The organism is Lacihabitans sp. LS3-19 (assembly GCF_024343575.1).
Taxonomy (GTDB): Bacteria; Bacteroidota; Bacteroidia; order Cytophagales; family Spirosomataceae; genus Leadbetterella.
Genome location: NZ_RJUA01000004.1, coordinates 74,950 through 101,036, shown reverse-complemented (window position 1 = coordinate 101,036; position 26,087 = coordinate 74,950). Strand labels below are relative to the sequence as shown.

The 26,087-nt window shown below is 35.1% G+C and carries 15 protein-coding genes and 2 CRISPR repeat arrays; of the genes, 5 read left to right on the top strand and 10 right to left on the bottom strand.

The window, feature by feature from the left end; genetic code table 11:
- Positions 1–14: 14 nt before the first annotated feature.
- The 5 genes from EGI22_RS05810 to pheT all read right to left on the bottom strand — a co-directional run bounded on the left by EGI22_RS05810 (position 15) and on the right by pheT (position 6,370).
- A complete protein-coding gene (locus tag EGI22_RS05810) occupies positions 15–1,298 on the bottom strand; it encodes a citrate synthase (protein ID WP_255067053.1) in 1,284 nt (427 codons plus the stop codon).
- A 304-nt stretch (positions 1,299–1,602) separates the two neighbouring features.
- On the bottom strand, positions 1,603–3,168 hold the full coding sequence (gene rny / locus EGI22_RS05805; protein WP_255067050.1) for a ribonuclease Y: 1,566 nt from the start codon (positions 3,166–3,168) through the stop codon (positions 1,603–1,605).
- Between the two features lie 86 nt (positions 3,169–3,254).
- Positions 3,255–3,542 (bottom strand): cell division protein ZapA, encoded by a 288-nt coding sequence (locus EGI22_RS05800; RefSeq protein ID WP_255067049.1) that lies wholly within the window; start codon positions 3,540–3,542, stop codon positions 3,255–3,257.
- Positions 3,543–3,557: 15 nt separating this feature from the next.
- Entirely contained in the window at positions 3,558–3,947 is a 390-nt protein-coding gene (locus tag EGI22_RS05795) for a hypothetical protein (protein WP_255067048.1), read from the bottom strand.
- 2 nt (positions 3,948–3,949) lie between these two features.
- Complete coding sequence (gene pheT, locus EGI22_RS05790; RefSeq protein ID WP_255067047.1) at positions 3,950–6,370, bottom strand: phenylalanine--tRNA ligase subunit beta; 2,421 nt, start codon at positions 6,368–6,370, stop codon at positions 3,950–3,952.
- A 909-nt stretch (positions 6,371–7,279) separates the two neighbouring features.
- Here pheT and EGI22_RS05785 point away from each other — a divergent pair.
- Positions 7,280–8,398: a WG repeat-containing protein gene (locus tag EGI22_RS05785; protein WP_255067046.1), complete on the top strand. Its 1,119-nt coding sequence runs from the start codon at positions 7,280–7,282 to the stop codon at positions 8,396–8,398.
- 441 nt (positions 8,399–8,839) lie between these two features.
- Here EGI22_RS05785 and EGI22_RS05780 read toward each other — a convergent pair whose 3' ends face one another.
- Genes EGI22_RS05780 through coaBC form a run of 3 tightly spaced genes read right to left on the bottom strand, consistent with a single transcriptional unit; the run spans position 8,840 to position 11,742 of the window.
- Positions 8,840–9,592, bottom strand: a complete 753-nt coding sequence (locus tag EGI22_RS05780) for an SDR family NAD(P)-dependent oxidoreductase (RefSeq protein WP_255067045.1) — start codon at positions 9,590–9,592, stop codon at positions 8,840–8,842.
- 33 nt (positions 9,593–9,625) lie between these two features.
- Complete coding sequence (locus tag EGI22_RS05775; RefSeq protein ID WP_255067042.1) at positions 9,626–10,534, bottom strand: DUF4835 family protein; 909 nt, start codon at positions 10,532–10,534, stop codon at positions 9,626–9,628.
- The gene (coaBC, locus tag EGI22_RS05770; RefSeq protein WP_255067041.1) at positions 10,531–11,742 is read right to left on the bottom strand and encodes a bifunctional phosphopantothenoylcysteine decarboxylase/phosphopantothenate--cysteine ligase CoaBC; all 1,212 of its coding nucleotides are present in this window, start codon (positions 11,740–11,742) and stop codon (positions 10,531–10,533) included. Before coaBC ends, EGI22_RS05775 begins: the two co-directional genes overlap by 4 nt.
- Positions 11,743–13,132: 1,390 nt before the next feature.
- Here coaBC and cas9 point away from each other — a divergent pair.
- The 4 genes from cas9 (at position 13,133) to EGI22_RS05750 (ending at position 23,924) form a co-directional block, all read left to right on the top strand.
- On the top strand, positions 13,133–17,680 hold the full coding sequence (gene cas9 / locus EGI22_RS05765; RefSeq protein WP_255067038.1) for a type II CRISPR RNA-guided endonuclease Cas9: 4,548 nt from the start codon (positions 13,133–13,135) through the stop codon (positions 17,678–17,680).
- A gap of 52 nt (positions 17,681–17,732) precedes the next feature.
- On the top strand, positions 17,733–18,662 hold the full coding sequence (gene cas1, locus EGI22_RS05760) for a type II CRISPR-associated endonuclease Cas1 (RefSeq protein WP_255067037.1): 930 nt from the start codon (positions 17,733–17,735) through the stop codon (positions 18,660–18,662).
- Between the two features lie 4 nt (positions 18,663–18,666).
- Positions 18,667–19,005 carry a CRISPR-associated endonuclease Cas2 gene (gene cas2 / locus EGI22_RS05755; RefSeq protein WP_255067032.1) on the top strand — a complete coding sequence of 113 codons (339 nt, stop codon included), beginning with the start codon at positions 18,667–18,669 and terminating at the stop codon, positions 19,003–19,005.
- A gap of 107 nt (positions 19,006–19,112) precedes the next feature.
- Positions 19,113–21,201: direct repeats of the CRISPR family, unit length 46 nt; unit sequence GTTGTTGTAAATATCAGAATATCAAAGAACGAAAGCAAATCACAAC.
- A 106-nt stretch (positions 21,202–21,307) separates the two neighbouring features.
- A CRISPR array of direct repeats spans positions 21,308–21,883; the repeat unit is 46 nt; unit sequence GTTGTTGTAAATATCAGAATATCAAAGAACGAAAGCAAATCACAAC.
- A gap of 574 nt (positions 21,884–22,457) precedes the next feature.
- A complete protein-coding gene (locus EGI22_RS05750; protein ID WP_255067029.1) occupies positions 22,458–23,924 on the top strand; it encodes a CCA tRNA nucleotidyltransferase in 1,467 nt (488 codons plus the stop codon).
- Here EGI22_RS05750 and EGI22_RS05745 read toward each other — a convergent pair.
- A complete protein-coding gene (locus EGI22_RS05745; protein WP_255067028.1) occupies positions 23,914–25,200 on the bottom strand; it encodes a DUF2851 family protein in 1,287 nt (428 codons plus the stop codon). The two genes, EGI22_RS05750 and EGI22_RS05745, sit on opposite strands and share 11 nt — an antisense overlap.
- Positions 25,197–26,021: an orotidine-5'-phosphate decarboxylase gene (gene pyrF / locus EGI22_RS05740; protein WP_255067027.1), complete on the bottom strand. Its 825-nt coding sequence runs from the start codon at positions 26,019–26,021 to the stop codon at positions 25,197–25,199. The genes EGI22_RS05745 and pyrF overlap by 4 nt, the downstream gene beginning before the upstream one ends.
- Positions 26,022–26,087: the final 66 nt, after the last annotated feature.

The following is a 26,087-nucleotide window of genomic DNA, read 5'->3' as shown; positions in this document are numbered from 1 at the left end:
ATTTTAAAGAATTATTATCTTTTAGATTTCTCTACAAAATCCTTTTTAGGAGAACCTGTATAGATTTGTCTAGGTCTTCCAATAGCTTGTTTTTGGTCCCTTAGTTCCATCCATTGGGCTATCCATCCTGGTAAACGACCGATGGCAAACATTACAGTAAACATATTGGTCGGTATACCCAATGCTCTATAGATTATACCCGAATAAAAGTCTACGTTAGGATAAAGTTTTCTTGACACAAAATAATCGTCTTTCAAAGCCGCTTCTTCTAAACCTTTGGCTATCTCCAAAACTGGATCAGTAACTCCCAATAAACTTAAAACATCATCAGCTGCTTTCTTTATGATTTTGGCTCTTGGGTCAAAGTTTTTGTAAACTCTGTGTCCAAATCCAAATAATCTAAAGCCAGAATTCTTATCTTTAGCTTTGTCTATGTATTTCTGAACATCTCCTCCACCATTTTTAATCTCTTCTAACATTTCTATTACCTCTTGGTTGGCACCGCCATGCAATGGCCCCCATAGAGCTGAAATACCAGCTGATATGCTAGAATAGATATTTGCTTTAGATGAGCCTACCAATCTTACTGTTGAGGTTGAACAGTTTTGCTCGTGGTCTGCATGAAGTATCAAAAGTTTATTCAATGCTGAAGACACTTTTGGATCTACTTTGTAGTTCTCAACAGGCAAAGCAAACATCATGTGTAAGAAATTAGAACAATAGTCTAAATCGTTCTTAGGATAGTTTATTGGGTGCCCTTGTGACTTTTTGTAACACCAAGTAGCCAAAGTAGGAAACTTAGCCAACAAACGAATGATATGTAACTCTGTATTATCAGGTTTTTTGTCGTCAAACGAATCAGGGTAAAAACCTGACATAGCACTAGCCAATGCTGACATGATGCCCATTGGGTGAGCGTTGACAGGAAAACCATCAAAGATTTTTCTCATGTCTTCATTTACCATTGTATGCTTTGTGATTTTATTCACAAAAACATCGTACTCTTCAGTCGTTGGTAATTCACCATAAATCAACAAATAAGCCACCTCAAGAAAATCAGCCTTATCAGCTAAGTCTTCTATCGAATATCCTCTGTATCTCAATATTCCTTCCTCACCATCTAGAAAAGTAATATCACTTGTAGTAGAACCAGTGTTTTTAAAACCTTCATCTATGGTGATATAACCTGTTTTAGCCCTTAAGCTCGAGATATCAATTGCTTTTTCATTCTCAGAACCCTCAATGACTGGGAACTCGTATTCTTTCCCATCAATTATTATCTTAGCCGACTCCGCCATACTATTTTATTAATTATAATTTACCCTATTATTATTGTGCTAATTTACTAAAAATAGTACAAATCGCAAAAAAAATTTAATTTAAAACTGAGAAGATTGATATTGGTCAAAAAAGGATTATTTTTTGAAAGAAAAATTCGATTATTACCTCTTTTCAAAGCAAAAATATTGAAATTCCGCAAAATACATACATTTGTATCAATAGTTGAAATTCTCAAGATTTGACTATAAACAAAAAAGAAAACCGAAAATTTACTTTCGGTTTTCTTGATATAGTTCAAAAACTGTTTCTTTTCAATTTAACTTATTTAGCATACGCTACACTTCGCATTTCACGAATAACACACACTTTAATTTGACCTGGATATTGCATTTCTTTCTCGATTTTTTGAGAAATATTAAACGACATCATGTTTGCTTCGTCGTCAGAGATATTTTCAGCATCTACCAAAACCCTTAACTCTCTACCTGCTTGGATGGCATAACATTTCTCAACGCCTTTAAATGACAAAGCCAAATCTTCTAAATCATGTAGTCTTCTTGCATAAGATTCCATCATTTCACGTCTAGCACCAGGTCTTGAACCTGATATAGCATCACAAACTTGTACTAGTGGAGATATCATTGATGTCATCTCTATCTCGTCATGGTGTGCACCGATGGCATTACAAACTTCTGGATTCTCCTTGTATTTTTTGGCCATTTCCATACCCAAAATAGCGTGTGGTAGGTCTGACTCTTCTTGGTTAACTTTTCCAATATCATGTAATAGACCTGCTCTTTTGGCCAGTTTTACATTCAAGCCCATTTCGGCCGCCATAGTAGCACAAAGCTTGGCTACCTCTCTTGAGTGTTGCAATAGATTCTGACCATAAGAAGACCTAAATCTCATTCTACCCACCATCTTGATTAGTTCAGGATGTAAACCATGAATGCCCAAGTCTATAACAGTCCTCTCTCCTATTTCAATGATTTCATTGTCAATATCTTTGCGGGTCTTATTTACAATCTCTTCGATTCTGGCTGGGTGAATTCTTCCATCTTGTACCAATCTATGCATCGATAGCCTTGCAACTTCTCTTCTTACTGGATCAAAACTTGAAATCACAATAGCTTCTGGGGTATCATCTACTATAATCTCCACACCTGTAGCAGCTTCTAGTGCTCTGATATTCCTTCCTTCTCTACCTATTATTTTACCCTTGATTTCGTCACTTTCGATATTAAACACGGAAACACAGTTTTCAATTGCTTGTTCGGCGGCTGTTCTTTGAATGGTTTCAATGACAATCTTTTTAGCTTCTTTGGTAGCCGTTAATTTAGCTTCTTCAATGGATTGTTTGATAAAACTCGAAGCTTTAGTTTCTGCTTCTTGCTTAAGAGCATCTACCAACTGTTGTTTTGCTTGCTCAGCAGTTAGGTTGGCGATTTTTTCCAATTGATACACCTGCTGTTGGTGCATTTTTTCTGCCTCCTCGCGTTTTTTTGTGGCTTGTTCAATTTGGCTTTCTAGTCTTTCAGATTTAGCAATCAATTCATTCTCAAGACGTTTTGTTTTCTCAAGCTCAGTAGTAGCTTGTTGCTGCATTTGTTTCACCTTTTGCTCATTCTGAACAATGGTATTCTTGCGTTGATTGGCATCTTCGTCAAAGTCTGACTTGAGCTTCATAAAATGCTCTTTGGCTTCTAACATCTTATCTTTTTTGATGTTTTCTGCACTATTTTTGGCATTTCTGATAATCTCTTGGGCTGATTTATTGGCTTCTTCCTCTTGGTTAGCGAGGTTTTTTTTCATTAGGCTTTGACCTAAGAAATACCCAATTGCAAGTCCTACCACTAGGCCTACAATTATAAAAAGATATACTGGCATTTTTTTAAATTTAAAATTTTAATAATATCAAAACTAACGTTTCATTTAATGATATTAAAAAATAAGTAGGAATAGCGTTTGTGGTATTAATCCTCAAAATTTGTTTGAATCAATTCTAACCTTTCTTGTACCTCTCCTTTCAACCTTTGATAGTTCTCGTTTATTTTCATTGCGTCAACAAGTGCTTCTACAGCTAAAACAGAAACTAACATCTGTGAACTTGCAAACGCAGAATATTCACGGGTTAGGACAGCCAAACGGTCATTTAACATTTCTTTAGCTTCTCTAAAATAGGGCTCGTCTGATTTTGGAACCACAAAGGGCAATTGTTCACCATTTAGATTCACAACTACTTTGGCTTTTAGGGACTCCATTTACTTGAAACTATATTATTTCGCTAACTGATTTACACAAAAATCTATTTCTTCTATCAACATACTTAACAAATCTTTGAGGCTTTGTTGTTCTGTCGATTCTTTATCTTCAATATCGGATACAATCTTAACAATTTTATTTCTTATTTTAAAGTTTTGGGGAATTAATCTATCCTCATCACTCATTTTTTCTCTCAATTCCGCATTTTCTTCCTTTAATAGCTGATTATTTTTTTTTAAAGTTTTTATTTGCGACTCAAGGTTTTCGATTTTGTATTCTAATCCAAGAATTTGACTTTTTTGACTTTTACTTTGTGATTTCAAAGACGCTATTAGCCCATTTACTTCCTCAAACTTGGAAAGCAAAAAGGCATTGTCTTTTTCAAAACTTAAGTCATTACTCATCTTTATTTTCTGATTACAGCACCTACTTCTGCTTCAAACGCCACCATTAATCTGGTCATGGTTTTGTCTATTTGCTGATCGTTCAAAGTCTTTTCTTCGTCTTGCAAAATAAAACTCACCGAATACGATTTTTGGTCAGCTGGCAATTTATCTCCTTGATAAACATCAAAAACATTTACACTTTTTAATAATTTACGTTCGATATTGTAAGCCACTTTTTTAATTTGCTCAAACTTCACATCTTTGTTAAGCACCAAAGATAGATCCCTTTTCACTTCAGGATACTTTGGTATTTCTGTGAATTTATTTTCTCCAGAATATATTTTACAAAGCAAGTCCCAATCAAACTCCGCATAAAACACAGGTTGTTTGATATCTGCTTTTGCAAGAAGCTCGTTGGAAACCAATCCGAATTTCACTAAAGATTTGTTTCTAACAATATGCTCCAAGCCATAGGCAAACATTGCGTTTGAAGTTTCATTGGTGTCCATCTTTTTGATTTTCATCAAATTCAAAACTTGACTAACTACCTGAAACAAATGATGGTAGTTTATAGCCGTACTTTTTTGCATCCATGACTCAGCACTAACATTGCCTGTCATTAGCAAACTCAAAACTTTATTTTCTTTGATTTTGGTGATTCCTTCTACTTCAGATTTGTTGTAAGTCCTACCAATTTCGAAAAACTTTAAGTCTTTATTCCTCCTGTTAACATTGTAAAGCACGCTACTTAAACCTGAAAACAACAAAGATTGACGCATTTCGGAAAGTTCCTCGCTCAATGGATTGAGCAATTTCACCACAGACTCACCTTCGTTTAACCATGCATTGTCTGCTGGCTTCACTATCGATAGATTTTGGATTTCATGGAAACCCATAGCCGCCAAACTATCAGAAAGCTTAAATTGGAGATTGTCTAAGTCTTTTGCAGGAAAATCAGAGATAAAATCCGAACTTAGATTTTCTGACAATTCGATATTATCAAAACCATAAATCCGCAAAATCTCTTCAATTACATCGGCTTCGCGGGTTACATCTACTCTGTACGGCGGCACGCTTACTTTTAATATTCCTTCAATATTTGATAGAACTTTAATATCTAATTTTTCTAAAATATCGATAATGAGCGTTTCCCCAAGTTCTTTTCCAAGTAACCTATTTATGTTTTTAATTTTTACATCAAACCCGAAGTTGGCAATGGGCTGCGGATAATTATCAATTAGCGTATCGCAGATTTCTCCTCCTGCCAATTCTTGCACCATCAAAGCAGCAAATTTTATAGCAAACAATGGCATGTTAGGATCTGTGCCACGCTCATATCTAAACGAAGCGTCGGTTTTTAGACTAAACCTTGACGATGTTTTACGAATCGAAACAGGATTAAAATAGGCAACCTCAAGAAAAACATTTTTTGTTTCTGGTTTCACACCAGAATTTTGTCCACCAAAAACCCCGGCAATAGATATTGGTCCTTCGGCGTCGCAAATTGCCAAATCGGTACCATTTAGTTTTCTGCTTAGACCGTCTAATGTCACTATTTCAGTTCCTTCGCTCGGACATTTCACGATTATTTTACTGCCGCGAATCTCGTCAGCATCAAACATGTGCATCGGTTGACCTAAATAGTGACAAACATAATTTGAGATGTCTACTATATTATTGATGGCATTAACACCTATAGTGTTCAAAAATCTTTTCAACCAATCGGGAGATTCTTTTACTTCTATGCCTTTTATCTCCAAACCACAGAATCTTGGACAAGCTTCCAAATCTTCAACTGTCAAAGAAATACTTGAAGCAGAAATACCTAAAGCAAACTTGCTGATATCAGGCGTTTTGATATTTTGATCACCAGCTGCTTTTATATCCCTGGCCACGCCCAAATGTGAAGCCGCGTCTGCCCTATTGGGTGTAAGTCCTATTTCTATTAAATAATCTGGCTCTAAATTAAAATATTTGGCAATTGGGGTGCCAATTGGCAAATTAGTATCTAAGACCATAATACCTGCATGCGAAGCTCCAAGTCCTATTTCATCTTCAGCACAGAGCATTCCTTCTGATACCGCTCCCCTGATTTTTGATTTTTTAATAACAAACGAATCGCCTGTACTTGGATACAAAGTAGTACCTACAGTAGCAACGATTACTTTCTGCCCTTGTGCTACGTTTGGAGCACCGCAAACTATGTCAAGCAACTCTCCCGAACCTATATCTATTTTAGTTACACTTAATTTGTCTGCATCTGGGTGTTTTCCACACGCCATCACTTCACCTATTACTAAGCCATCAAGTCCTCCTTTTACAGCATCTACTTTTTCGATTGCCTCCACCTCAAGGCCAGTACCTGTTAATATTTCCCCGAGTTTTTGCGGATCGTGGTTAAAATCAATGAGTGTTTTTAGGTGATTATATGAAATCTTCATTATTCTAGAATAAAATTTCACAAAGATAATTAAATACTAAAGTTTTGAGGATACAAATATTACTAAATAATATACTTTGTGTGCCTTGCCAGGCGGGCTTACTTTTTTTTTGAAAAAAAAGTAACAAAAAAAACACTTTCTGAACAATGATCCTCTGCGAAATTTTGGATTAAAAGTTGAAACTGAAAATAAAATTGTCGAATCCAAAATTTCACAACGGACTGTTCAGAAATTATAAGTACCATTTGTAATATTCAGGTGCAGCAATATTTTGGTTTTGATTAAATTCTTCTTTTTTTCAAAGTTGATATTTAAACCTTTACATATTCTAAGGAACTTCAGTGAATTTTAATCCTAACAAAAGAAAAAACTCTATTTATTAAATCGACATTGGTATTAATATCATTTCTCACACTTGTAGGCAATCTTTCATAAAGGCTTTTGTCCTTGAAAAAAAACCAATAAGCTATTTACCGTCAAAATTCTTATTTCTGAAAACAGTCCCAACTTAAAATTCCCACAAAAAACAATTTGCAAAAAAAATATTATGAAATGCGAATTTAGATTATTGTATGCAGTACCATTTCAACCCTTGCTGGCTGATATAAGGAATCATCTATTTTTATTTTTTCTAGGACAACGATAATTAATAATAATAAAAGGGATTTGAAAATAGCTGGCTTATAAATGTTTTTTTGAAAAATGGCAGAAAAAAGCTTTTTGAAGTTACATATTTCTTGTAAAAACCCATTTTATAAAAAGTAAAAATGAAAAACTAGAATTTAAAATATGATTAAATGGTGGTATATTTTTTAAATGTATCCGTTGGGTAAATTAAAAAAAAATGAGGCTGGTTTGGCACAGGTTTGGCAAAGTAACAATCAACGTGCTTTTCTAAAAAATAAGATTATGATGAACCAAATCACAAAACTACGATTGACTTTTTCCGTCGTAGTTTTTTCAACCTCGACCGCATTTTGCCAGTCAGACTTGGCTTACAGCAATAACTCGTTGGAGAATCAGTTTGGAGGCAAAAAAGAGCGTACATTCAGCCAAAGAAATGGAAATTTAGTAAACAGATACTTTGACAATATATCCAAAGAAGAGGAAGGATTAAGAGCAGTAAGTAAAAACGGAAAATGGGGATTTCTTGATTCAAAAGGAACATTAATAATAGACTTAAAATATCAAGATGCCAAGGAGTTTTCGGAAGGTCTCGCTCCTGTATTATCTTATAATCACTGGGGATATGTTTCGAAAAGTGGCAAAATGATGATACCTAACGAATATGATGACGCAACGGCTTTTAGCGATGGCTTGGCATTTGTAAAACAATACGGAAACTGGGGAATTATTAACAAAAAGAACAAAATTGTAAGCAGGCCACAGTTTGAAAGGGTCTCGCCATTCTCAGAGAAACTGGCTTGTGTGTCGGTAAATCAAAAATATGGCTATATCAATGAAAAAGGCGAAACTGTTATTCCTTTTAGATATGAGAAAGCCTCAGATTTTAAAAATGGACTGGCAGCCGTAAAAACGCCCAACCACAAATGGGGCTACATAAACTCCGAAGACGTTTTGATGATTCAGGATGTATATGATTATGCCGAGGATTTTGAAAAAGATCTAGCTTTGGTAAAACACAAAACCAAATATGGCGTAATAGACATCAAAGGCGAACCAATAATACCTGTTATTTACGACCAAGTCATTAAAGCCGACGTAGACTTGTACTATGTAAAAATCAGGAACAAAATGGGCCTTTTGGATATTAAAGGCTCGAAAATAGCAGAATTAAAATATGATATGATAGGTAGATTTAAAGGCGAACTCGCTAAAGTTTCTATCAATGGAAAATATGGGTTTATTAATCAAAAAGGTGAGGAAATCATTCCACTTATCTACGATAAAGTTGAAGACTTTGAAGGTGAGCTGGCAAAAGTGGAGATTTTTAACAAAAACGGTTATGTAAACAAAAACGGCAAAGAGCTTTTTGTAGAAAAAGAGCAAGTGTCGCAAAAGAGATAAAAATAGTTTCTCAACAGAGAATTAGATTTATGGTTAATTATGGGATTAATAAGCAAAAAGGCGGACAATGTCCGCCTTTTTCTTTTGTATAATGACTAATTCATTTTTACTGGCATCATACTAAAATTTATTTTTGAAACAAATCGGCCTCCAATGACCATTCAAGCCACTTTTTTTATCTTGTATGAAAATGCCCCCCAATATACTTTGTGTCGGCTGCCGCCTAGGCCTTCATTTTTTTTCAAAAAAAAACGAAGCAAAAAAAACTGCACCCTGCAAACTCACACATTCAAAATTCTCATATACAAGCAGTTATAAAAATGTTCCCTTTTGAGAATTTTGACTGTGTTCAAACAGTGCAGGGCGATATAACGATTTCATTTTTTTTTATTTTTTTTCTCGGATTACAGTAATTTTTTATTTTAATATGAAGAATTTGCTCTACTTCCGATAAACAGTAGTTGGAGCTGCTTGGGCTTTGGCGTAGATTGTCATGTCTGCTATGGTTACATGATCTGGAGCCATTACACAGTAGTTTATGGCATCTGCTATATCTTTGGCTGTAAGTGGAGCGAAGCCTTCGTACACTTTAGCTGCTCTGGCTTTGTCTCCTTTAAATCTCACCACCGAAAACTCAGTCTCCACAGCTCCTGGAGCGATATTCGTTACTTTTATGCCGTGTTTTGTTAAGTCCAAACGCATGCCTTCACTTAGTGCTTCCACACTTTTTTTGGTGGCACAGTAAACCGCTCCATTTTCATAAGTTTGTTTTCCAGCCACAGAGCTAAGGTTTACCACATGTCCAGTTTGACGTTCCACCATTTTCGGCAATACGATTTTCGAAACATTCAATAATCCTGTGATATTACTGCCAATCATCATTTCCCAGTCTGCTATTTCGCCTTCATGGATGGGTGACATGCCATGGGCATTTCCTGCATTATTTACTAAAATATCTATGTTTTTCCATTCCTGTGGCAAGGATTCTATAGCATCTTGAGCAGCTTTGAAATCTATTACATCAAATGTTAGTATCCGAACTTCTACTTTTTGTTCAAGCTTAGCTTTGAGTTCCTCTAGTTTTTCTATTCTTCTTCCACAGAGTATTAGGTTTATTCCGCTTTCGGCAAAAGCCTCCGCTGTAGCGGCACCTATTCCAGACGAAGCACCCGTTATTAGAGCTATTTTGTTCATTTTTATTTTTAGATTTTGAAGAGATTAAAATTCTTACTTCATTAATTTTCTGTACGTATCGGTTTTGCTTGGATCCAAGCTTGACATGATATTGAATGCCTCTTGCTTTTCTTTTTTCGAACCTTCCGAAAATATGTTGATCAATTCGTCGGATTTTGCATCAAAAAAAGTATTGATTACAATCGAATTTTGTTTCAGCGTTGAAACCGTTTTTATGGTATTCAAAAACTCCAAAGCAATCTTTCGGCTATTGGCAGGATTGTTGGCAAAATCGTCTAAAGCCAGTCTGTGGTATTCATAAAAACCATCTCTAAATGCTCCAAACTGCTGATTTCTCAGATTTTCCATAACCCAATATCTACTTCTTATGTCTGAATCATAAGTCCAAGGACTTTTAGAGCCAGCCCCTGCAGCTAATGTAACCACATTGAACAATCTTTCTAGATATGGATTTCCACCAAGCTTTGAAAACGAATCATAGTCAAACACCAAGGCAGCCAAAGAATAAAAAGCCAAAGTAGAGGTAAAATTGCTCGAATAACTCTGCTCGTTGTATATCATCTGTCGGTCTTCGGGAGCGTACGAGATTTCGAAATTTTGATCTACAAATTGAAAAATAACCGTCTCATACGTAGTACCATATACCGGCCTGATTACCTGAAACTGCACATTTCCTGAATACTTGTATTGTCCCTGCGAACTCAACAAATTGATAATCAATGAACATTTAATTTTTTCTTTTTCCGAAAAAAGATCATTCGTCCATCTCTGATTGTTCATAAATTCCTTAATCTTTTGCTCTATTTCCGTAAATATCTGCTTATCACCAGAGGTGCTGAGCTTCAATTGTGAGGAGTTCACTACGACTTTGCAAGAGAGTTCCTGTGCCTGCACAAGTCCCGAAATCAAAAACGACAGGAAAAATAATATTCTTTTTATCATATTGTAGACTGGTATATATAAGCCAAAATCGCATTTTTGATATCTTCGGCCACCATTTCCTTAGACTTTAAGTCGTAGGATTGAGAACTGCCTTTTTTATCAATAATCGTGATTTTGTTGGTATCATAACGAAACCCCGCCCCTTTATCTTGTAATGAATTCAAAACAATCATGTCAAAATTCTTCCTTTCGAGTTTCCCTTTGGCGTTTTCTAGCTCGTCGTTGGTTTCTAAAGCAAAACCTACATGCACCTGGTTTTGTTTTTTGTTCTTTCCCAAATATCCCGCTATGTCCTGCGTTCGTTCCAAGGCGATAAATAGCTCCGCATCATTTTTCTTAAGTTTTTTGTCTGCCACCTCCTTGGGTTTATAGTCTGCCACTGCGGCCGAAAATATCACAAAATCGGCAGCGGCATGGTGCAAAACCATAGCATCAAACATCTCTTGGGCTGACCGCACTTTTTCTAAATGCACGCCATGCGGCTTTGCCACACCCGATGGCCCAGAAACCAAAATCACCTCCGCTCCTGCCAAAGCAAAACTTTTGGCTATTTCATAGCCCATTTTTCCCGAGGAATGGTTGGATATATATCTCACAGGATCGATGTCTTCTTGCGTTGGCCCAGCCGAAATCAACACCTTTTTTCCTTTCAGTGCATCTATTTTGGCAAAATGAGCCTCCAAGAAATAAACCAATTCTTCTGGCTCAGCCATTCTTCCTTTGCCTTCCAGTCCTGATGCCAGCTCGCCTTCATTGGGTTCAATGATGGTATTACCGTTTTCAGAAAGTATCTGGAGATTGTTTTTTGTAGAAAAATGCTGGTACATGTCCAAGTCCATAGCTGGAGCAAAAAACACCTGACATCTGGCAGAAAAATAGGTAGCCACCAACAAGCTATCACATATACCATGGGCACATTTGGCCAATGTATTCGCCGAAGCCGGAGCTATCAACATAACATCTGCCCAAAGGCCAAGTTCAACATGGTTATTCCATTGGCCTGTTTCGTCCGCAGTGAAATTGGACAACACGGGATTTTTAGAAAGGGTAGATAGCGTAAGTGGTGTTATAAAAGTTTTGGCGGCATCCGTCATAATGACTTTGACATTCGCTTGTTCTTTTACCAAAAGCCTCACCAAAGTGGCTATTTTGTAAGCTGCGATGCTTCCTGATACGCCTATTAATATGTTCTTGTTTTTGAGAATCATTCTTTTGTTTTTTATCTCGCAAAGTCGCAAAGACGCAAAGTCTCTTTTATTTCAATCTTTGAATTTATTTTAAGCCTCAGGTTTAAGCATGATAGAAAAAAACCTTCTGACTTTTGATTTTGACAAAAATAGTGAATTAGGGTAAAACTTTGGCGATGGCGGTTTTAAAAATACCCGAAAATGTCAGGTAGCCGCCAAATGAAAGAAAGTTTTTGCTTTGTTGGCTGAGCTTTTTATAAAGCAACAAAAACATTTTGCTTTGCAAGAAGTACGCTGCATAAAGCAACAAAAACATTTTACTTTACAAGAAGGACTCTGCATTAAGCAACAAAAACATTTTACTTTGCAAGCAAAGATCTTTACAAAGCAGCAAACATCTTTTACTTTGTAACAAAACATTTTTACAATGCAACAAACAACTATTCCTTTATACAAAACATATTTTACTTTATAACAAAGGGTGCTTACTTTGTAATAGTCTTTGATTGCTTAGTAACAAAGCTTTCTTACTTGATTTCAAAGAATTTTTACTTAATGACAAAGCTTTTTGATTAAGTAAAACTTCTTTGTTCCTTACTTGCTAAAGATATTTACTCAATACCTAAACTTTGTTTATTTAGTAAAATGTTTATTCATTTAACATGCTGAGAATTGAATTTTACATAATCTATTGAATATAAGACAGAAAGCAATGCTAAAACTCCACAAATCAGACTTGATTTATATGCAACAATGCTAAATTTCCTATAATTCGAGTGTAAAATCGACGAAATTCTGTTTCATTTCGTGGAATTCGTATTCAATTTTGACGAATTCGTATTCAATTTTGACGAATTCGTATTCAATTTTGACGAATTCGTATTCGATTTTGACGAATTCGTATTTGATTTTGACCAATTTGTGTTTGATTTTGGCGAATTTGAATTCGATTTCGACGAATTCGTATTTGATTTCGACGAATTCGTGTTTGATTTTGGCGAATTTGAATTCATTTTTGGCAAAATCGGATTCAATTTTGAGAAATTTGAGTTAAAATTTGGCAATTTTAAGGTCAATTTTGGCGATATCAAATTCAATTTTTACAAATTCTCAAATAATTATAAAAAATATGAAATTGGATTTATAATTTTCTAAAGGCTGATTTTAAGCATGAAAACAAAAAAAGCAGACAAAAAATACAGATTGAAGAAAATTAAATAGAGCAGAACTTAAAAAAAAAAAGGCGAGTTGCCCCGCCTTAAATGTTTTCACAACGGAATAATCCTTATTGTGATTTGCTTTCGTATTGCAAATGTAGAAAAAGTTTTGAAATAAAAAACAAGTAGAAATACGTATTTTTTAATTCTTGATTTTAATTTATCTTGCAAAAAATTCTACAATTATAATCATTATGAAAACAATCCTCGGACTTGATCTCGGCACAAACTCAATTGGGTGGGCATTAATCAATCAAGACTTTGAAAACAAATCTGGAAAGATCCTCGGAATGGGAAGTAGAATAATTCCTATGGGAACAGATAAACAAGACTATGAAAAAGGTATTGGTATAACCAAGAATGCTGACCGAAGAATAAAACGTACTATTCGTAAAATGAACAAACGTTATAAACTTCGCAGAAATAAATTATTGTTTATTCTTCACGAACTGGGAATGCTGCCAGAACAGTTTCAATTTACAAATGGCATTCCTGAAGCAACCAAAATTCAAGATTTGGAGCTTTTACCTATTAAAAAAGGAATACTACAATTGGATTCTCTGCAACATTATCAATTAAAAGTAAGAGCATTAAGCGAACCAATTGCAGCAAAAGAATTCGGTAAATTATTGTATAGCTTTAATCAGTTGAGAGGATATTCAGGGGGAAATAGTGATGAGGAAAATACCAAAGAGAAAAAGGAGGATAATAATGATGATGAAAACGAAGGTATAAAAAAATATGAAGTATCTACTCATAAGGCTTTTATACAAAAAGTTGAGCAATCAGAAAGTAAATTTCAAGGAAGAGGGAAAAATAAAGGTCAAGAGTTTAATAAGTTTAATGTAACTATTTTACTTGAGGATGAAGGGTTGGAAGGGGAAACAGAACTTCAAAATCTATCTGAAAAAATTGACCAAGAAGAAGAATTAGAAATAAGAATCAGGCGAAATAAAAAGGGGGAAACAACGTCTGTTGTATTTGCTTTGCCTTCAAAAACGAATTGGCGTAAGCAAATGGAAAAAACAGAAGAAGACCTCAAACAAGGTAATTTACATATTAGCCAACTCATTATAAAAGATTTACAACAAAATAAATGGACTAAAATCAGAAATCGCGTTTTCCTGCGTAATCGTTACCAGGCAGAATTTGATGCCATCTGGGATACTCAAAGTAAAGTCCATTCTGTTTTAGATAATTGTCCAAAGGAAAAAATAGAAAAAATTGCCAATTATTTGTTCCCTGGGAAAAGCGAATCGCAGGATAAATTACGTCAAGAAGCTATAATTGGAGGGCTAAAATACATAATCAAGGAACAAGTAATTTACTACCAAAGACCATTAAAGCCACAAAAAGAATTAATTAGCAAATGTCAGTTTGAGAAAGAAGAGGCAGTTTTAGCTAACTCCCATCCTTTGTTCCAAGAATTTAGATGTTGGAAACAGATCAATAATTTGTATATCACCTCAAAAGCGGAAGTGTATAATGAAAGGAAAAAGAAATTTGTTTTTCAATATACAGACAGATTTTTGACGAATGAACAAAAACAACAAATCTATGCAAAGCTTCAAATTCAAAAGCAAGTTGGTTTTAATGATGTTAAAAAAATTGTTGGTCTAAAAGATGACAAAACCGAATACTTAAACGGACTTAACGTAAAAGCAAAACTTATTGGCTGTGATACGCAAATTGAGATTAAAAAGAAACTAGGTGAGTATTTTGAAACGCTATGTGTTATTGATAAAAGAATAGTAGAAAAAATTTGGAAAGCCATTTTTGATAATTCAAACAATGGTAGCGAGTACGACCCAAAAAGCCCTAAAGTTTCATCAATTAAAGAAATTGTGAAGCCGTTAGGTAATGATGATTTAGCAACTGAACTGGCTTTAAAATTTGCCCAAACCGTCAAGTTTCCAAGAAAGTATTCAAGTTTTTCAGAAAAGGCAATTCTCAATATTTTGCCATTGATGCAATTGAACCCTAAAATTGTAGCGAATGAAATTATTGCCAAGTTTGAAGCGGTTAAAAATGGCATTGAAAGATTGAATGGAAATGAGACCGTGGACGTAGAAACGGGTGAGGTAATTCATGATTTAGAAGATTACGTCATTGGTTATATACAGAACAATGCAAATATTTTAGAAACAGGCGGATTCATGGAAGCTTTCGCTGTCTCGTTGGTTTATGGCAAACATACTGCCGAAAAAATTTCAGCATTGTTCAAAGACTACCACGAAATACAACGAGTAGATAGAAATTTAAGAAACCCAATAGTGGAGCAGTTAGCCAACGAGACTATGCAGGTGGTGAAAGCTATTTGGAAACAATATAAATTCAATCCAGAAGATCTCGAAATAAGGGTAGAACTAGCAAGGGATTTAAAAAATAGTGCGAAGGAAAGAGATAAGATTTCCAAAGGGCAAGACAAAAATAGAAAAGTAAATGAGCGGATAAAGCAGCGTTTAATGGAGTTAAAACAAGAAATAACTCCTAAAAATGTTGAAATGTATAAGCTTTGGAGTACTCAAAACAACAAAGATTATCCTGCTCCAAAGAAAGCTACTGAACCAACAAAAGATGAAATCGAAAAATTGAGGCTTTGGGAAGAACAGGGATGTATTTCGCCATATACATTAAAGCCTATTCCATTATCAAAGCTGTTTTCACCCGAAAGGCTGTACGATATTGATCACATCATACCTAAGTCAAGATATTTTGATGATTCTACCTCTAACAAAGTGGTTTGTGAAACGAATATCAATGAAGAAAAAAGCAACAGGACTGCGTGGGAATATATCTCACAACAAAGTTCAGCTTTTCAAATTGCTTCCGTTCAAGATTACCTCTCACATACGAGTCGTATATTTTACGGAAGGAAAAAGAAAAATCTATTGCTTGAAAAAATACCGTCTAATCCAGTTGAACGCCAAATAAAAGACACACAGTATATTTCTTTGGCTGTGAAAAATGAACTGGCAAAAATTGTAGGAAGCGATAATGTAAAAACCAGTACTGGTGAAGTGACAGATTTTTTAAGAAGCCGTTGGGGGTTAAAAAAACTATTTATGGAGCTTACCGAAAATCGGTTTAAACAAATGGAATTATGGGATTGGAACAAAGAAACTAATGAATCCAATAGCGAATGGATTAAAAAATATTTTGACAAAGAGAAAGGAAAGCACATATACGAAATCAAGAATTGGAGTAAACGATATGACCATCGTCATCACGCTATTGATGCATTGGTTGTAGCATTGACACAACAAAGTCATATTCAGCGTCTAAACAATCTAAACAAATATCTTCAAGATGAACTAACTAAAAGGAAAGAGGAATTTAAAATTGAGGTGAAAGAAGATGAAACTATTTTAGAAGCATTTTTTAACTTAGAGAAACATCGAAGAGAAGAAGTACAAAAGCAAATAGAAAGTTCAAGATATTTTGAAAAACCTTTTGTGGATTTGATAGAACAAACCAAAGCACTTTTGGAGGCAATGGTTGTATCAATTAAGCCAAAAGATAAATTAGGCATCAAAAAGGACAATAAGGGTAACATACAATTAAAAATAAAAGGTGCGTTACATCAGGAAACCAATTATGGTAAAACTAAAGACCCTAAAACCGGATTGTTGCGTGATACTAAAACCATTGACCTATCAAAAATAGCGGGTAAGGACATTTCTCAAATCATTGATGAAGTTATTAAAAGTGAAATTGATAGCCATCGTAGGAAATATGATTCTCTGAATGAAGCCTTTACGGGAGAGGGATTAAAAGCATTTAATGAGAATAGATTTCAGTCGAATAAAATTTCCATTACTAAATTATCTAAAAACAATATTTCAAAAATTGTAAATTCAGAATTGAGAGATTTTTTATCGAAACTATTTGAAAATCATTCAGTAAATAACCTTTTAAATGATGCAGGATTAACAGAGTTTAAGAATAGATTTCCAAAAAGGCGAAAAATATCAATTTATGATGATGCAACTCTCAAACCACCTGTTTATAAATTAAAAGTATGGTATACTAATAAACAAACTGAGGAAAGCTCTTTGCAAAGGTTGTATGATGACAACGACAAATTAAGTGTAGTTACAGGAGATAATTATCTGTTTATGGTGATGGAAAAAGCTGGTAACCGCATTTTTGATATTGCTTCTCTATATGACTCTTCTGATATTGCGAAAAGATCTCTACGTGAAAAAGACGAAAATTTCAGACAGCGTATTTGTGAAGATTATAGAGTAAAGCATAAAGAAAAGCCTGAAAAATTTTTATTTTCACTGCAACAAAATGATTTAGTTTATCTTCCCGAAAATGTAGATGATCCAATTTTAAAGTTTAATAATTATCAATTTAAAGATTGGTTAAATGATACAGAAAACAAAAGATTATTTAGTAAACGTGTATATAAAGTAGCAAAATTCACAGGAAAAGACTGTCACTTTGTTCCTCACAATTATGCCAATATAATTAGCGTTACAAAAGATTTAACTGAAAAAGATAAAGAAGAACTAAAAAAGAAATACGAAGGAAAAAAGAGTATCCCTAAAAGTGAAATCAATTTTGTTGAATATGGTTCCTACAGAGATTGTTCTCCCTACGAGTCTGGAGAATTGTTTATTAGAAGTTTAAATGAAGGAGTTAAAGGTAAAAATAAGCAGTTTAAACCTCAGAAGATTCAAGACACTTGTGTTAAGCTAAATTTGGATTGGTTAGGAAATATTCGTTTTGCTTAGTAACTTCTTGGCATGTCATTTGTAATGGCTTTATTATAAAGCCATTACAAACATGATTAAACGGACACTTTATTTCGGAAATCCATCTTATCTCTCCATGCGAAACGAGCAGTTGGTACTCAAGTACCCCGCCGTAGAGAAAAACGAAAACCTTCCGATTCATTTCAAGAAAGAAGCTGAGACCACCATACCGATAGAAGATATAGGTATGGTAATCATAGACCACAGACAGATTACAATCACCCACGACCTCTGTGAGAAACTGATAGAAAACAATTCTGCTATAGTTTGGTGCGACGCCAAACACCACCCAACGGGTATGACACTACCTTTTGCGGCCAACGATACACTTTCTGAAAAAACCAGATACCAAATAGAAGCCTCAGAGCCTCTCAAAAAACAACTGTGGCGTCAAACCATTGAGTCCAAAATACTTAACCAAGCCGCAGTATTAAAGCATTTTGGCTATCATTACCAAGACCTCATCAATATGTCTAGCCAGGTACTCAGCGGCGATACAGGTAATATGGAAGGAAGAGCCGCAGCAAAGTATTGGGATAAAATGCTCGAACAGTTTGAAACCACCCGAGGACGTTTTGACGGGCCGCCGAACAATTTCCTTAATTATGCTTATGCTATCTTAAGGGCCACGGTAGCCAGAAACTTGGTAGGAAGTGGCTTATTGCCTGTTTTGGGCATTCATCACCGCAACAAGTACAATGCCTATTGTTTGGCAAACGATATCATGGAACCCTACCGACCTATTATAGACCAACATATATTTGACAATATCGAACTGCAGCAGTTTTTGCCACTAGAGTTGGGCAAAAAGGAAAAAGCTCATATTCTAGACTTGGTGAATATAGACGTAGAAATAGAAGGCAAAAAAAGTCCATTGATGGTAGGTGTGCAACGCACCACGGCATCAGTGATGAAGTGTTTTATGGGCGAAAGTAGAAAAATTTCTTATCCAACTTTATAATGCCATGTCATTAGAAAGACTAAACCAATACCGTATCATGTGGGTAATTGTATATTTTGACTTACCAACCGAAACCAAAAAAGATAAGCGAGCTTATCAGGATTTCAGAAAAGCATTACAAAAAGACGGCTTCAGAATGATGCAATACTCGGTGTATTTCCGCCATTGCAATAGCAGAGAAAATGCTGAAGTGCATAAACGCAGAGTAAAAAACAATATGCCAGCCAAAGGAAACATCATAGTTTTCGAAATAACAGACGCCCAATTTGGCAGAATGGAGTTTTATAACGGATACAAACGAACCCAAACCAAGGAAAATCCGCAGCAATTGGAGATGTTCTGATAAAAAAAATGCCCCAAGTCGGGGCAAGACTTTATGATAATTATTTGATTTTTTTATCCTGATAACTGATTTAAAATATTGATATTCTGATAGATAACAGCAGGTATGTTGTTGTAAATATCAGAATATCAAAGAACGAAAGCAAATCACAACACTTTGAGCAGCGGCATATTGATTTTGAAGTTGTTGTAAATATCAGAATATCAAAGAACGAAAGCAAATCACAACAAACGGATGCTGTGGACTTCCGGCCACCATGTTGTTGTAAATATCAGAATATCAAAGAACGAAAGCAAATCACAACGCATTGCGTCAGAGACATCTTCGTCCAAGCGTTGTTGTAAATATCAGAATATCAAAGAACGAAAGCAAATCACAACCAATTGTCGATATGACTTATAAGGGTATCTGTTGTTGTAAATATCAGAATATCAAAGAACGAAAGCAAATCACAACGTAAATACAGTAATGGCCGCAAAATCATTGTTGTTGTAAATATCAGAATATCAAAGAACGAAAGCAAATCACAACAGACTTTTTAAAAGCTAAATATTCCGGTAAGTTGTTGTAAATATCAGAATATCAAAGAACGAAAGCAAATCACAACTCTTTTGGAAGTTTAAGAGTTTCAAAATGTGTTGTTGTAAATATCAGAATATCAAAGAACGAAAGCAAATCACAACACTGTTCTGCTATAAATTGTTTTTCCTGAAGTTGTTGTAAATATCAGAATATCAAAGAACGAAAGCAAATCACAACAATGTCGGAGATTGAAACAAACGGTAACATGTTGTTGTAAATATCAGAATATCAAAGAACGAAAGCAAATCACAACCAATATGTAAAATATGTTTATCTCCTCTTTGTTGTTGTAAATATCAGAATATCAAAGAACGAAAGCAAATCACAACTCTTCATCAAGATTAAACTTTGCAACAAGTGTTGTTGTAAATATCAGAATATCAAAGAACGAAAGCAAATCACAACGGAGATGGTACAGAAAGGATATTGCCGTCTGTTGTTGTAAATATCAGAATATCAAAGAACGAAAGCAAATCACAACTGAAGATGAAGGAGAGTGGAAAGCAGAATGTTGTTGTAAATATCAGAATATCAAAGAACGAAAGCAAATCACAACTTAAAGGTAGAGGAGGCGTTTTGGACACCGTTGTTGTAAATATCAGAATATCAAAGAACGAAAGCAAATCACAACATACCTTGCATACTCATTCAGTTCTTAGATGTTGTTGTAAATATCAGAATATCAAAGAACGAAAGCAAATCACAACTGTCGCTCAATGCTTTTAGTTCTGCCTTTTGTTGTTGTAAATATCAGAATATCAAAGAACGAAAGCAAATCACAACAGTGCCTTATCTGTTTGATAATCATTTGAGTTGTTGTAAATATCAGAATATCAAAGAACGAAAGCAAATCACAACACTTTCAATAAGATTGAAGTTATTTTCAAGTTGTTGTAAATATCAGAATATCAAAGAACGAAAGCAAATCACAACAGGCTCAAATAATAAGGTTGAGCTCATTTGTTGTTGTAAATATCAGAATATCAAAGAACGAAAGCAAATCACAACAGCACTACAATACTAATAATTGGAATTTTAGTTGTTGTAAATATCAGAATATCAAAGAACGAAAGCAAATCACAACGAAGGCATCATTTTCTTAAATTGTCCTGTTGTTGTTGTAAATATCAGAATATCAAAGAACGAAAGCAAATCACAACAAGTGTGGCATATTCTATTCCACAATAGCCAGTTGTTGTAAATATCAGAATATCAAAGAACGAAAGCAAATCACAACTAATATCACGCTCTAGGTCTTCAATGCGAAGTTGTTGTAAATATCAGAATATCAAAGAACGAAAGCAAATCACAACCATTTGGGTAAAATACGCCAATCCTGCGGGTTGTTGTAAATATCAGAATATCAAAGAACGAAAGCAAATCACAACAGTTGACAATAGATAGTGAGAAGGTCAGTGTTGTTGTAAATATCAGAATATCAAAGAACGAAAGCAAATCACAACGTTATGCATACCATAAGCGAAATACATAGGGTTGTTGTAAATATCAGAATATCAAAGAACGAAAGCAAATCACAACAGACCGAGTAATGTATTCGCTTGGAGCTGGTTGTTGTAAATATCAGAATATCAAAGAACGAAAGCAAATCACAACATGGCTTTGGTGATAGATTCTTGAGATAGGGTTGTTGTAAATATCAGAATATCAAAGAACGAAAGCAAATCACAACGGTTTGATAGTACTACCCTGAACCTATCGTGTTGTTGTAAATATCAGAATATCAAAGAACGAAAGCAAATCACAACTGAGCTTATCAGCAAGGATTCAAAAGGTTTGTTGTTGTAAATATCAGAATATCAAAGAACGAAAGCAAATCACAACTGGACGATGGCTTCGAGGATACTGTTTTTGTTGTTGTAAATATCAGAATATCAAAGAACGAAAGCAAATCACAACAGAAGCATATTGCTCAGCACTCAGCAGTCGGTTGTTGTAAATATCAGAATATCAAAGAACGAAAGCAAATCACAACACCATGTGCGTAAAACAATTGTGTCTCATTGTTGTTGTAAATATCAGAATATCAAAGAACGAAAGCAAATCACAACTGCCGGTAAACATCAAAATACCATCTTCAGTTGTTGTAAATATCAGAATATCAAAGAACGAAAGCAAATCACAACGTCATTTCACAAATAGTTTAAATATTCAACGTTGTTGTAAATATCAGAATATCAAAGAACGAAAGCAAATCACAACTTACAAAAGATTATTTAAATCAAATTTTAGGTTGTTGTAAATATCAGAATATCAAAGAACGAAAGCAAATCACAACAGGTCTGCCAAAGCTTCCTCTTTGGTTGGCGTTGTTGTAAATATCAGAATATCAAAGTTTGATCACCATTCAATTAATAAAGTGTAATATTGGTATCAATTAAGATTTTATTCCCATTCATCTCGCATTTTTCTTTGAATTAAAATAGGTTCTTCCTTAAGATTTAGCACGCCAACGTATTTTTTTGCATTAAACTTTTTTGTACCTTTAATTGACGTGTTTGTGGGTAATAAATCATTTAAATGTTGCCCTTTTTTAAGAATGATTGTCATTATATAATTATTAATGAAGTGAAGATATTAAAATAAATGCAATTTTCATAAATCTCAATAATTTGTAAAATATTCTTTATTTTACTCGTAAACTAATTCAAAAGCATTTCGAAATTGCCTTATCCTTGTTTTTTAGCAAAAAACAATTGGGCTTAAATAATTTGAAAAACCTTTTTAGTTTTATGACAAAATAAACAGAAATAAATTTCCAAAAACCTCCAATCCCCTCCCAAAACTCAATTCCTATCTCATATTTTGGGTTTTCTTTTATCAAATCGATGCAAAACCCTAAATTTGCACCAATGAGTAAAAAGAACTTTAAAAACGAGATATTAAGCAATCCGATTTTCAGCTTAATAGCGGTGTCTTCCAAGCACTTGGGCATAGAGAGCTATGTGGTGGGTGGTTTTGTGAGAGACCTCATACTAAATAGACCCAACAAAGACATTGACTTTGTGTGTGTGGGCAGCGGCATAGAGCTCGCCAAAGCCACGGCAGCATTGATTGACGAGGATTTGCATGTTAATTATTTCAAAAACTTCGGCACGGCACAGTTTAATTTCGGCGAGTACGATATAGAGTTTGTAGGTGCTCGGAAAGAATCCTACAGGTCAGATTCCAGGAAACCATTGGTAGAAGACGGCACGCTGGAAGAAGACCAAAACAGGCGAGATTTTACAATAAATGCCATGGGGATTTCGCTCAATCCCGAAAACTTTGGCGATTTGATAGATCCTTTTGGTGGCGTAGCAGACATTGAAAACAAAATCATAAAAACGCCTTTAGAGCCAGAAACTACTTTTTCAGACGATCCACTGAGAATGATGCGTGCCATCAGGTTTGCATCCCAACTGGGATTTGACATAGAAACCAATACTTTTTTGGCCATAAAAGCCATGGCAAAGCGTATTGAGATTATTTCGCAAGAAAGAATTACAGACGAAATGAACAAAATCATTTTGTCGAAAACACCTTCTTATGGTTTTAAGCTTTTGCAGCAAACTGGCCTTTTGGATATCATTTTTCCTGAATTAGTGAACCTGATGGGCGTAGAAACCATGGATGGCAAAGGACATAAAGACAATTTCTACCATACACTACAAGTATTGGATAACACCGCCACTAAATCAGATGACCTTTGGTTGCGTTGGGCAGCGATACTGCATGACATAGCCAAACCTGCCACCAAAAGATACCACCCTAAAAACGGATGGTCGTTTCATGGACACGAAGAACTTGGAGCTCGTTGGGTAAAGGGAATTTTCAGAAAGATGAAGTTGCCGCTGGACGAAAAAATGAGAAAAGTTTCGAACTTGGTTAGATTACATCTCAGACCAATTGCTTTGGCTAAAGATGGCATTACGGACTCGGCAGTTAGACGTTTGTTGGTAGAAGCAGGCGATGACATCGAAAACTTGATGAAACTGTGTAGAGCGGATATAACTTCGAAAGACCCCAACAGAGTAAAAAAATACCTCAAGAACTTTGACAAAGTAGAAGAATTGCTGTTTGAAATTGAAGAAAAAGACAAATTGAGGAGTTTTCAGCCTGTTATGACTGGGGAGTTGATAATGGAAGTTTTTGCCTTGAAACCTTCGCGAGAAGTTGGGATATTGAAAAATGAAATCCGAGAAGCGATATTGGATTGTAAAATAGAGAACAATCTAGAAGCCAGTTTTACGCTTTTGCTCGAACTAGGAGAAAAAATGAATTTTGTGCCCTTAAAAACTTTGGAGGAAATTCAACTGAAAACTGAAATCACTGAATAGGCTTTTTCAGAATCTCGATACCAATGGGGCATTGAAGACAGCGTTTGTGTGTACAAAAATGATTGTATTGCTCTATCGAAGCCTGTGAATCAAAAGCAGATGAAATCTTAAAACCCAGATTCTGCCATTTTTTAGTAATAAAATTCGTCTCAGGCTTTATGGTTTCCAAAATCTTGATGGCTTTTTCGAAAAACGTATGTTGATCTACTTCGTCAGCATAAAATGCCAAAAGCTGCACGCAGGTATTTATCAATATATTATTTACTGAACTCTCTCCCATGCATTTTGATGGCGTTTCCAAAGTTTTTCCAAAATCATAATGTTTGGTCCAATAATCCGATGGCTTAACTTTTAGAGCTGTTTCCAGAACTTTTTTTTCGGCATTTTCAATAAATAAGGAAAATAGGCCGTAATTGGAATTCAGAATAGCCGCAAATTGTGCAATTCTTATGGTTGGAAAATTATTCGGACGAGTTCTTAAAAACCGCCATTGCATACGTTCCATTTTAGTGGAATTCAAGCCATATTTTTGGGATAAAAACGCATATTCAGTTGCGAGCAATTTGGCATATTCGTCTTTGGGAGTATCCAAAAATCCCGCCTGACCAAAAAGCAAAGCTTCTATTTGCGTTAAATTGCCTTTGTGTTTCTGGATGATTTTAAAAGGTAGTACTTCTGCTAATCTCAGAAAAGCTTCGGAATTAAGTTTGAAGCCCATATTTCTGGCTAAAACTCTATAGGTCAATTCCTCAAAATCATTATTGGTTTCCAAGAGAATTTCTTTCAAACCTTGAGATTTTTGTTCGAGTCTGTGTGCCAAAGCTTTTTCAAACATTCCCAATTTTGCTAAGTCCGAAACTTCCGGTATATGCTGTTCGCAAGGAATTTCAACAGGATTTCTTAGCAGGTTTTCGTACTTTTCTAGGGTTTCTTTATATACCAAATCCTTGATTTCTAGTGTAGGTATAAGTGTACCATCTAGGCGATATACCTCCAAATCATGCTCCCAAACTACATGCAGGATTACGTTTTCGTAAGCTGCGTCACGCTGATGATTGTGCCTGTTCCAATCCGAAGATTTTATGTGCATTTCTACTTTTCCTGCCCAATCTATGTCAGCAATGCTTATTCTGCAGTTTTCAAAATCCGGCCCAGAATTGGGATTCCTGTAACCTGCTTTTATGACGGCCAAGTTCTGGCCTTCGGTGGTTTTAAGATTGGTTTTATCAAATTGCTGAAACTGCCAAGTGTAGTGGATAAAGTCTTCGTTTTTCATACATTTTGCAAATATTTTTCCATTTCGATCTGTATTTTCCTCGCCTCCTCGCGAGCTACATCCGCAAAGTCCTCTCCGTCAGATGCATAAATAATTCCACGAGACGAATTTACCAAAAGTCCACAAGTACTGTTCATACCGTATTGAGAAACCTCCTCCAAACTTCCGCCTTGGGCACCCACACCAGGAATCAAAAGAAAATGCTCAGGTACAATTTTACGTATTTCCATAAGACTTTCTGTTTGGGTGGCTCCTACTACATACATCATGTTTTGGTCATTTCCCCATTCTTGCGATTTCTCCAAGACTTGTTCAAAGAGTTTTTTGCCATTGGCCATTTCATTGAACTGAAAATCATGACTGCCGATATTTGAAGTCAAGGCCAACAATATAACCCATTTATCGTCAAACGCTAGAAACGGCTGCACAGAATCAGCACCCATATAAGGTGCAACTGTTACCGAATCAAATGACATTCCAGATGATGATTCATCAAAAAAAGCTCTTGCATACAAGCTCGAAGTATTGCCAATATCTCCCCTTTTGGCATCGGCTATTGTAAAGCAATTGTTAGGAATTATTTCTAAAGTTTTACGCAAACTTTCCCAACCTTTTGGCCCCATGGCTTCATAAAAGGCGATATTAGGTTTGTAAGACACACAGTAGTCTGCTGTAGCTTCAATAATCTGTTTGTTAAACTCAAAAACTGGGTCTTCTGCTCCCAAAAGATGCTTGGGGATTTTCCGGATATCGGTATCCAATCCAACACATAAATACGATTTCTTAGTTTTAATTTGGTCAAAAAGCTCAGCTTTGGTCATCTAACAGTTTTAAAATTTTCATAAAATAAATGTTTTTAATCTTCTTTTTCAATTTTAATTAAACCA

Coding starts and splice junctions, on each gene's coding strand:
- EGI22_RS05745 (WP_255067028.1), bottom strand. CDS start 25,200: ATGAAAAACGAAGACTTTATCCACTACACTTGGCAGTTTCAGCAATTT.
- EGI22_RS05785 (WP_255067046.1), top strand. CDS start 7,280: ATGATGAACCAAATCACAAAACTACGATTGACTTTTTCCGTCGTAGTT.
- coaBC (WP_255067041.1), bottom strand. CDS start 11,742: ATGATTCTCAAAAACAAGAACATATTAATAGGCGTATCAGGAAGCATC.
- EGI22_RS05750 (WP_255067029.1), top strand. CDS start 22,458: ATGAGTAAAAAGAACTTTAAAAACGAGATATTAAGCAATCCGATTTTC.
- EGI22_RS05795 (WP_255067048.1), bottom strand. CDS start 3,947: ATGAGTAATGACTTAAGTTTTGAAAAAGACAATGCCTTTTTGCTTTCC.
- cas9 (WP_255067038.1), top strand. CDS start 13,133: ATGAAAACAATCCTCGGACTTGATCTCGGCACAAACTCAATTGGGTGG.
- EGI22_RS05800 (WP_255067049.1), bottom strand. CDS start 3,542: ATGGAGTCCCTAAAAGCCAAAGTAGTTGTGAATCTAAATGGTGAACAA.
- cas1 (WP_255067037.1), top strand. CDS start 17,733: ATGATTAAACGGACACTTTATTTCGGAAATCCATCTTATCTCTCCATG.
- EGI22_RS05810 (WP_255067053.1), bottom strand. CDS start 1,298: ATGGCGGAGTCGGCTAAGATAATAATTGATGGGAAAGAATACGAGTTC.
- EGI22_RS05775 (WP_255067042.1), bottom strand. CDS start 10,534: ATGATAAAAAGAATATTATTTTTCCTGTCGTTTTTGATTTCGGGACTT.
- pyrF (WP_255067027.1), bottom strand. CDS start 26,021: ATGACCAAAGCTGAGCTTTTTGACCAAATTAAAACTAAGAAATCGTAT.
- pheT (WP_255067047.1), bottom strand. CDS start 6,370: ATGAAGATTTCATATAATCACCTAAAAACACTCATTGATTTTAACCAC.
- EGI22_RS05780 (WP_255067045.1), bottom strand. CDS start 9,592: ATGAACAAAATAGCTCTAATAACGGGTGCTTCGTCTGGAATAGGTGCC.
- cas2 (WP_255067032.1), top strand. CDS start 18,667: ATGTCATTAGAAAGACTAAACCAATACCGTATCATGTGGGTAATTGTA.
- rny (WP_255067050.1), bottom strand. CDS start 3,168: ATGCCAGTATATCTTTTTATAATTGTAGGCCTAGTGGTAGGACTTGCA.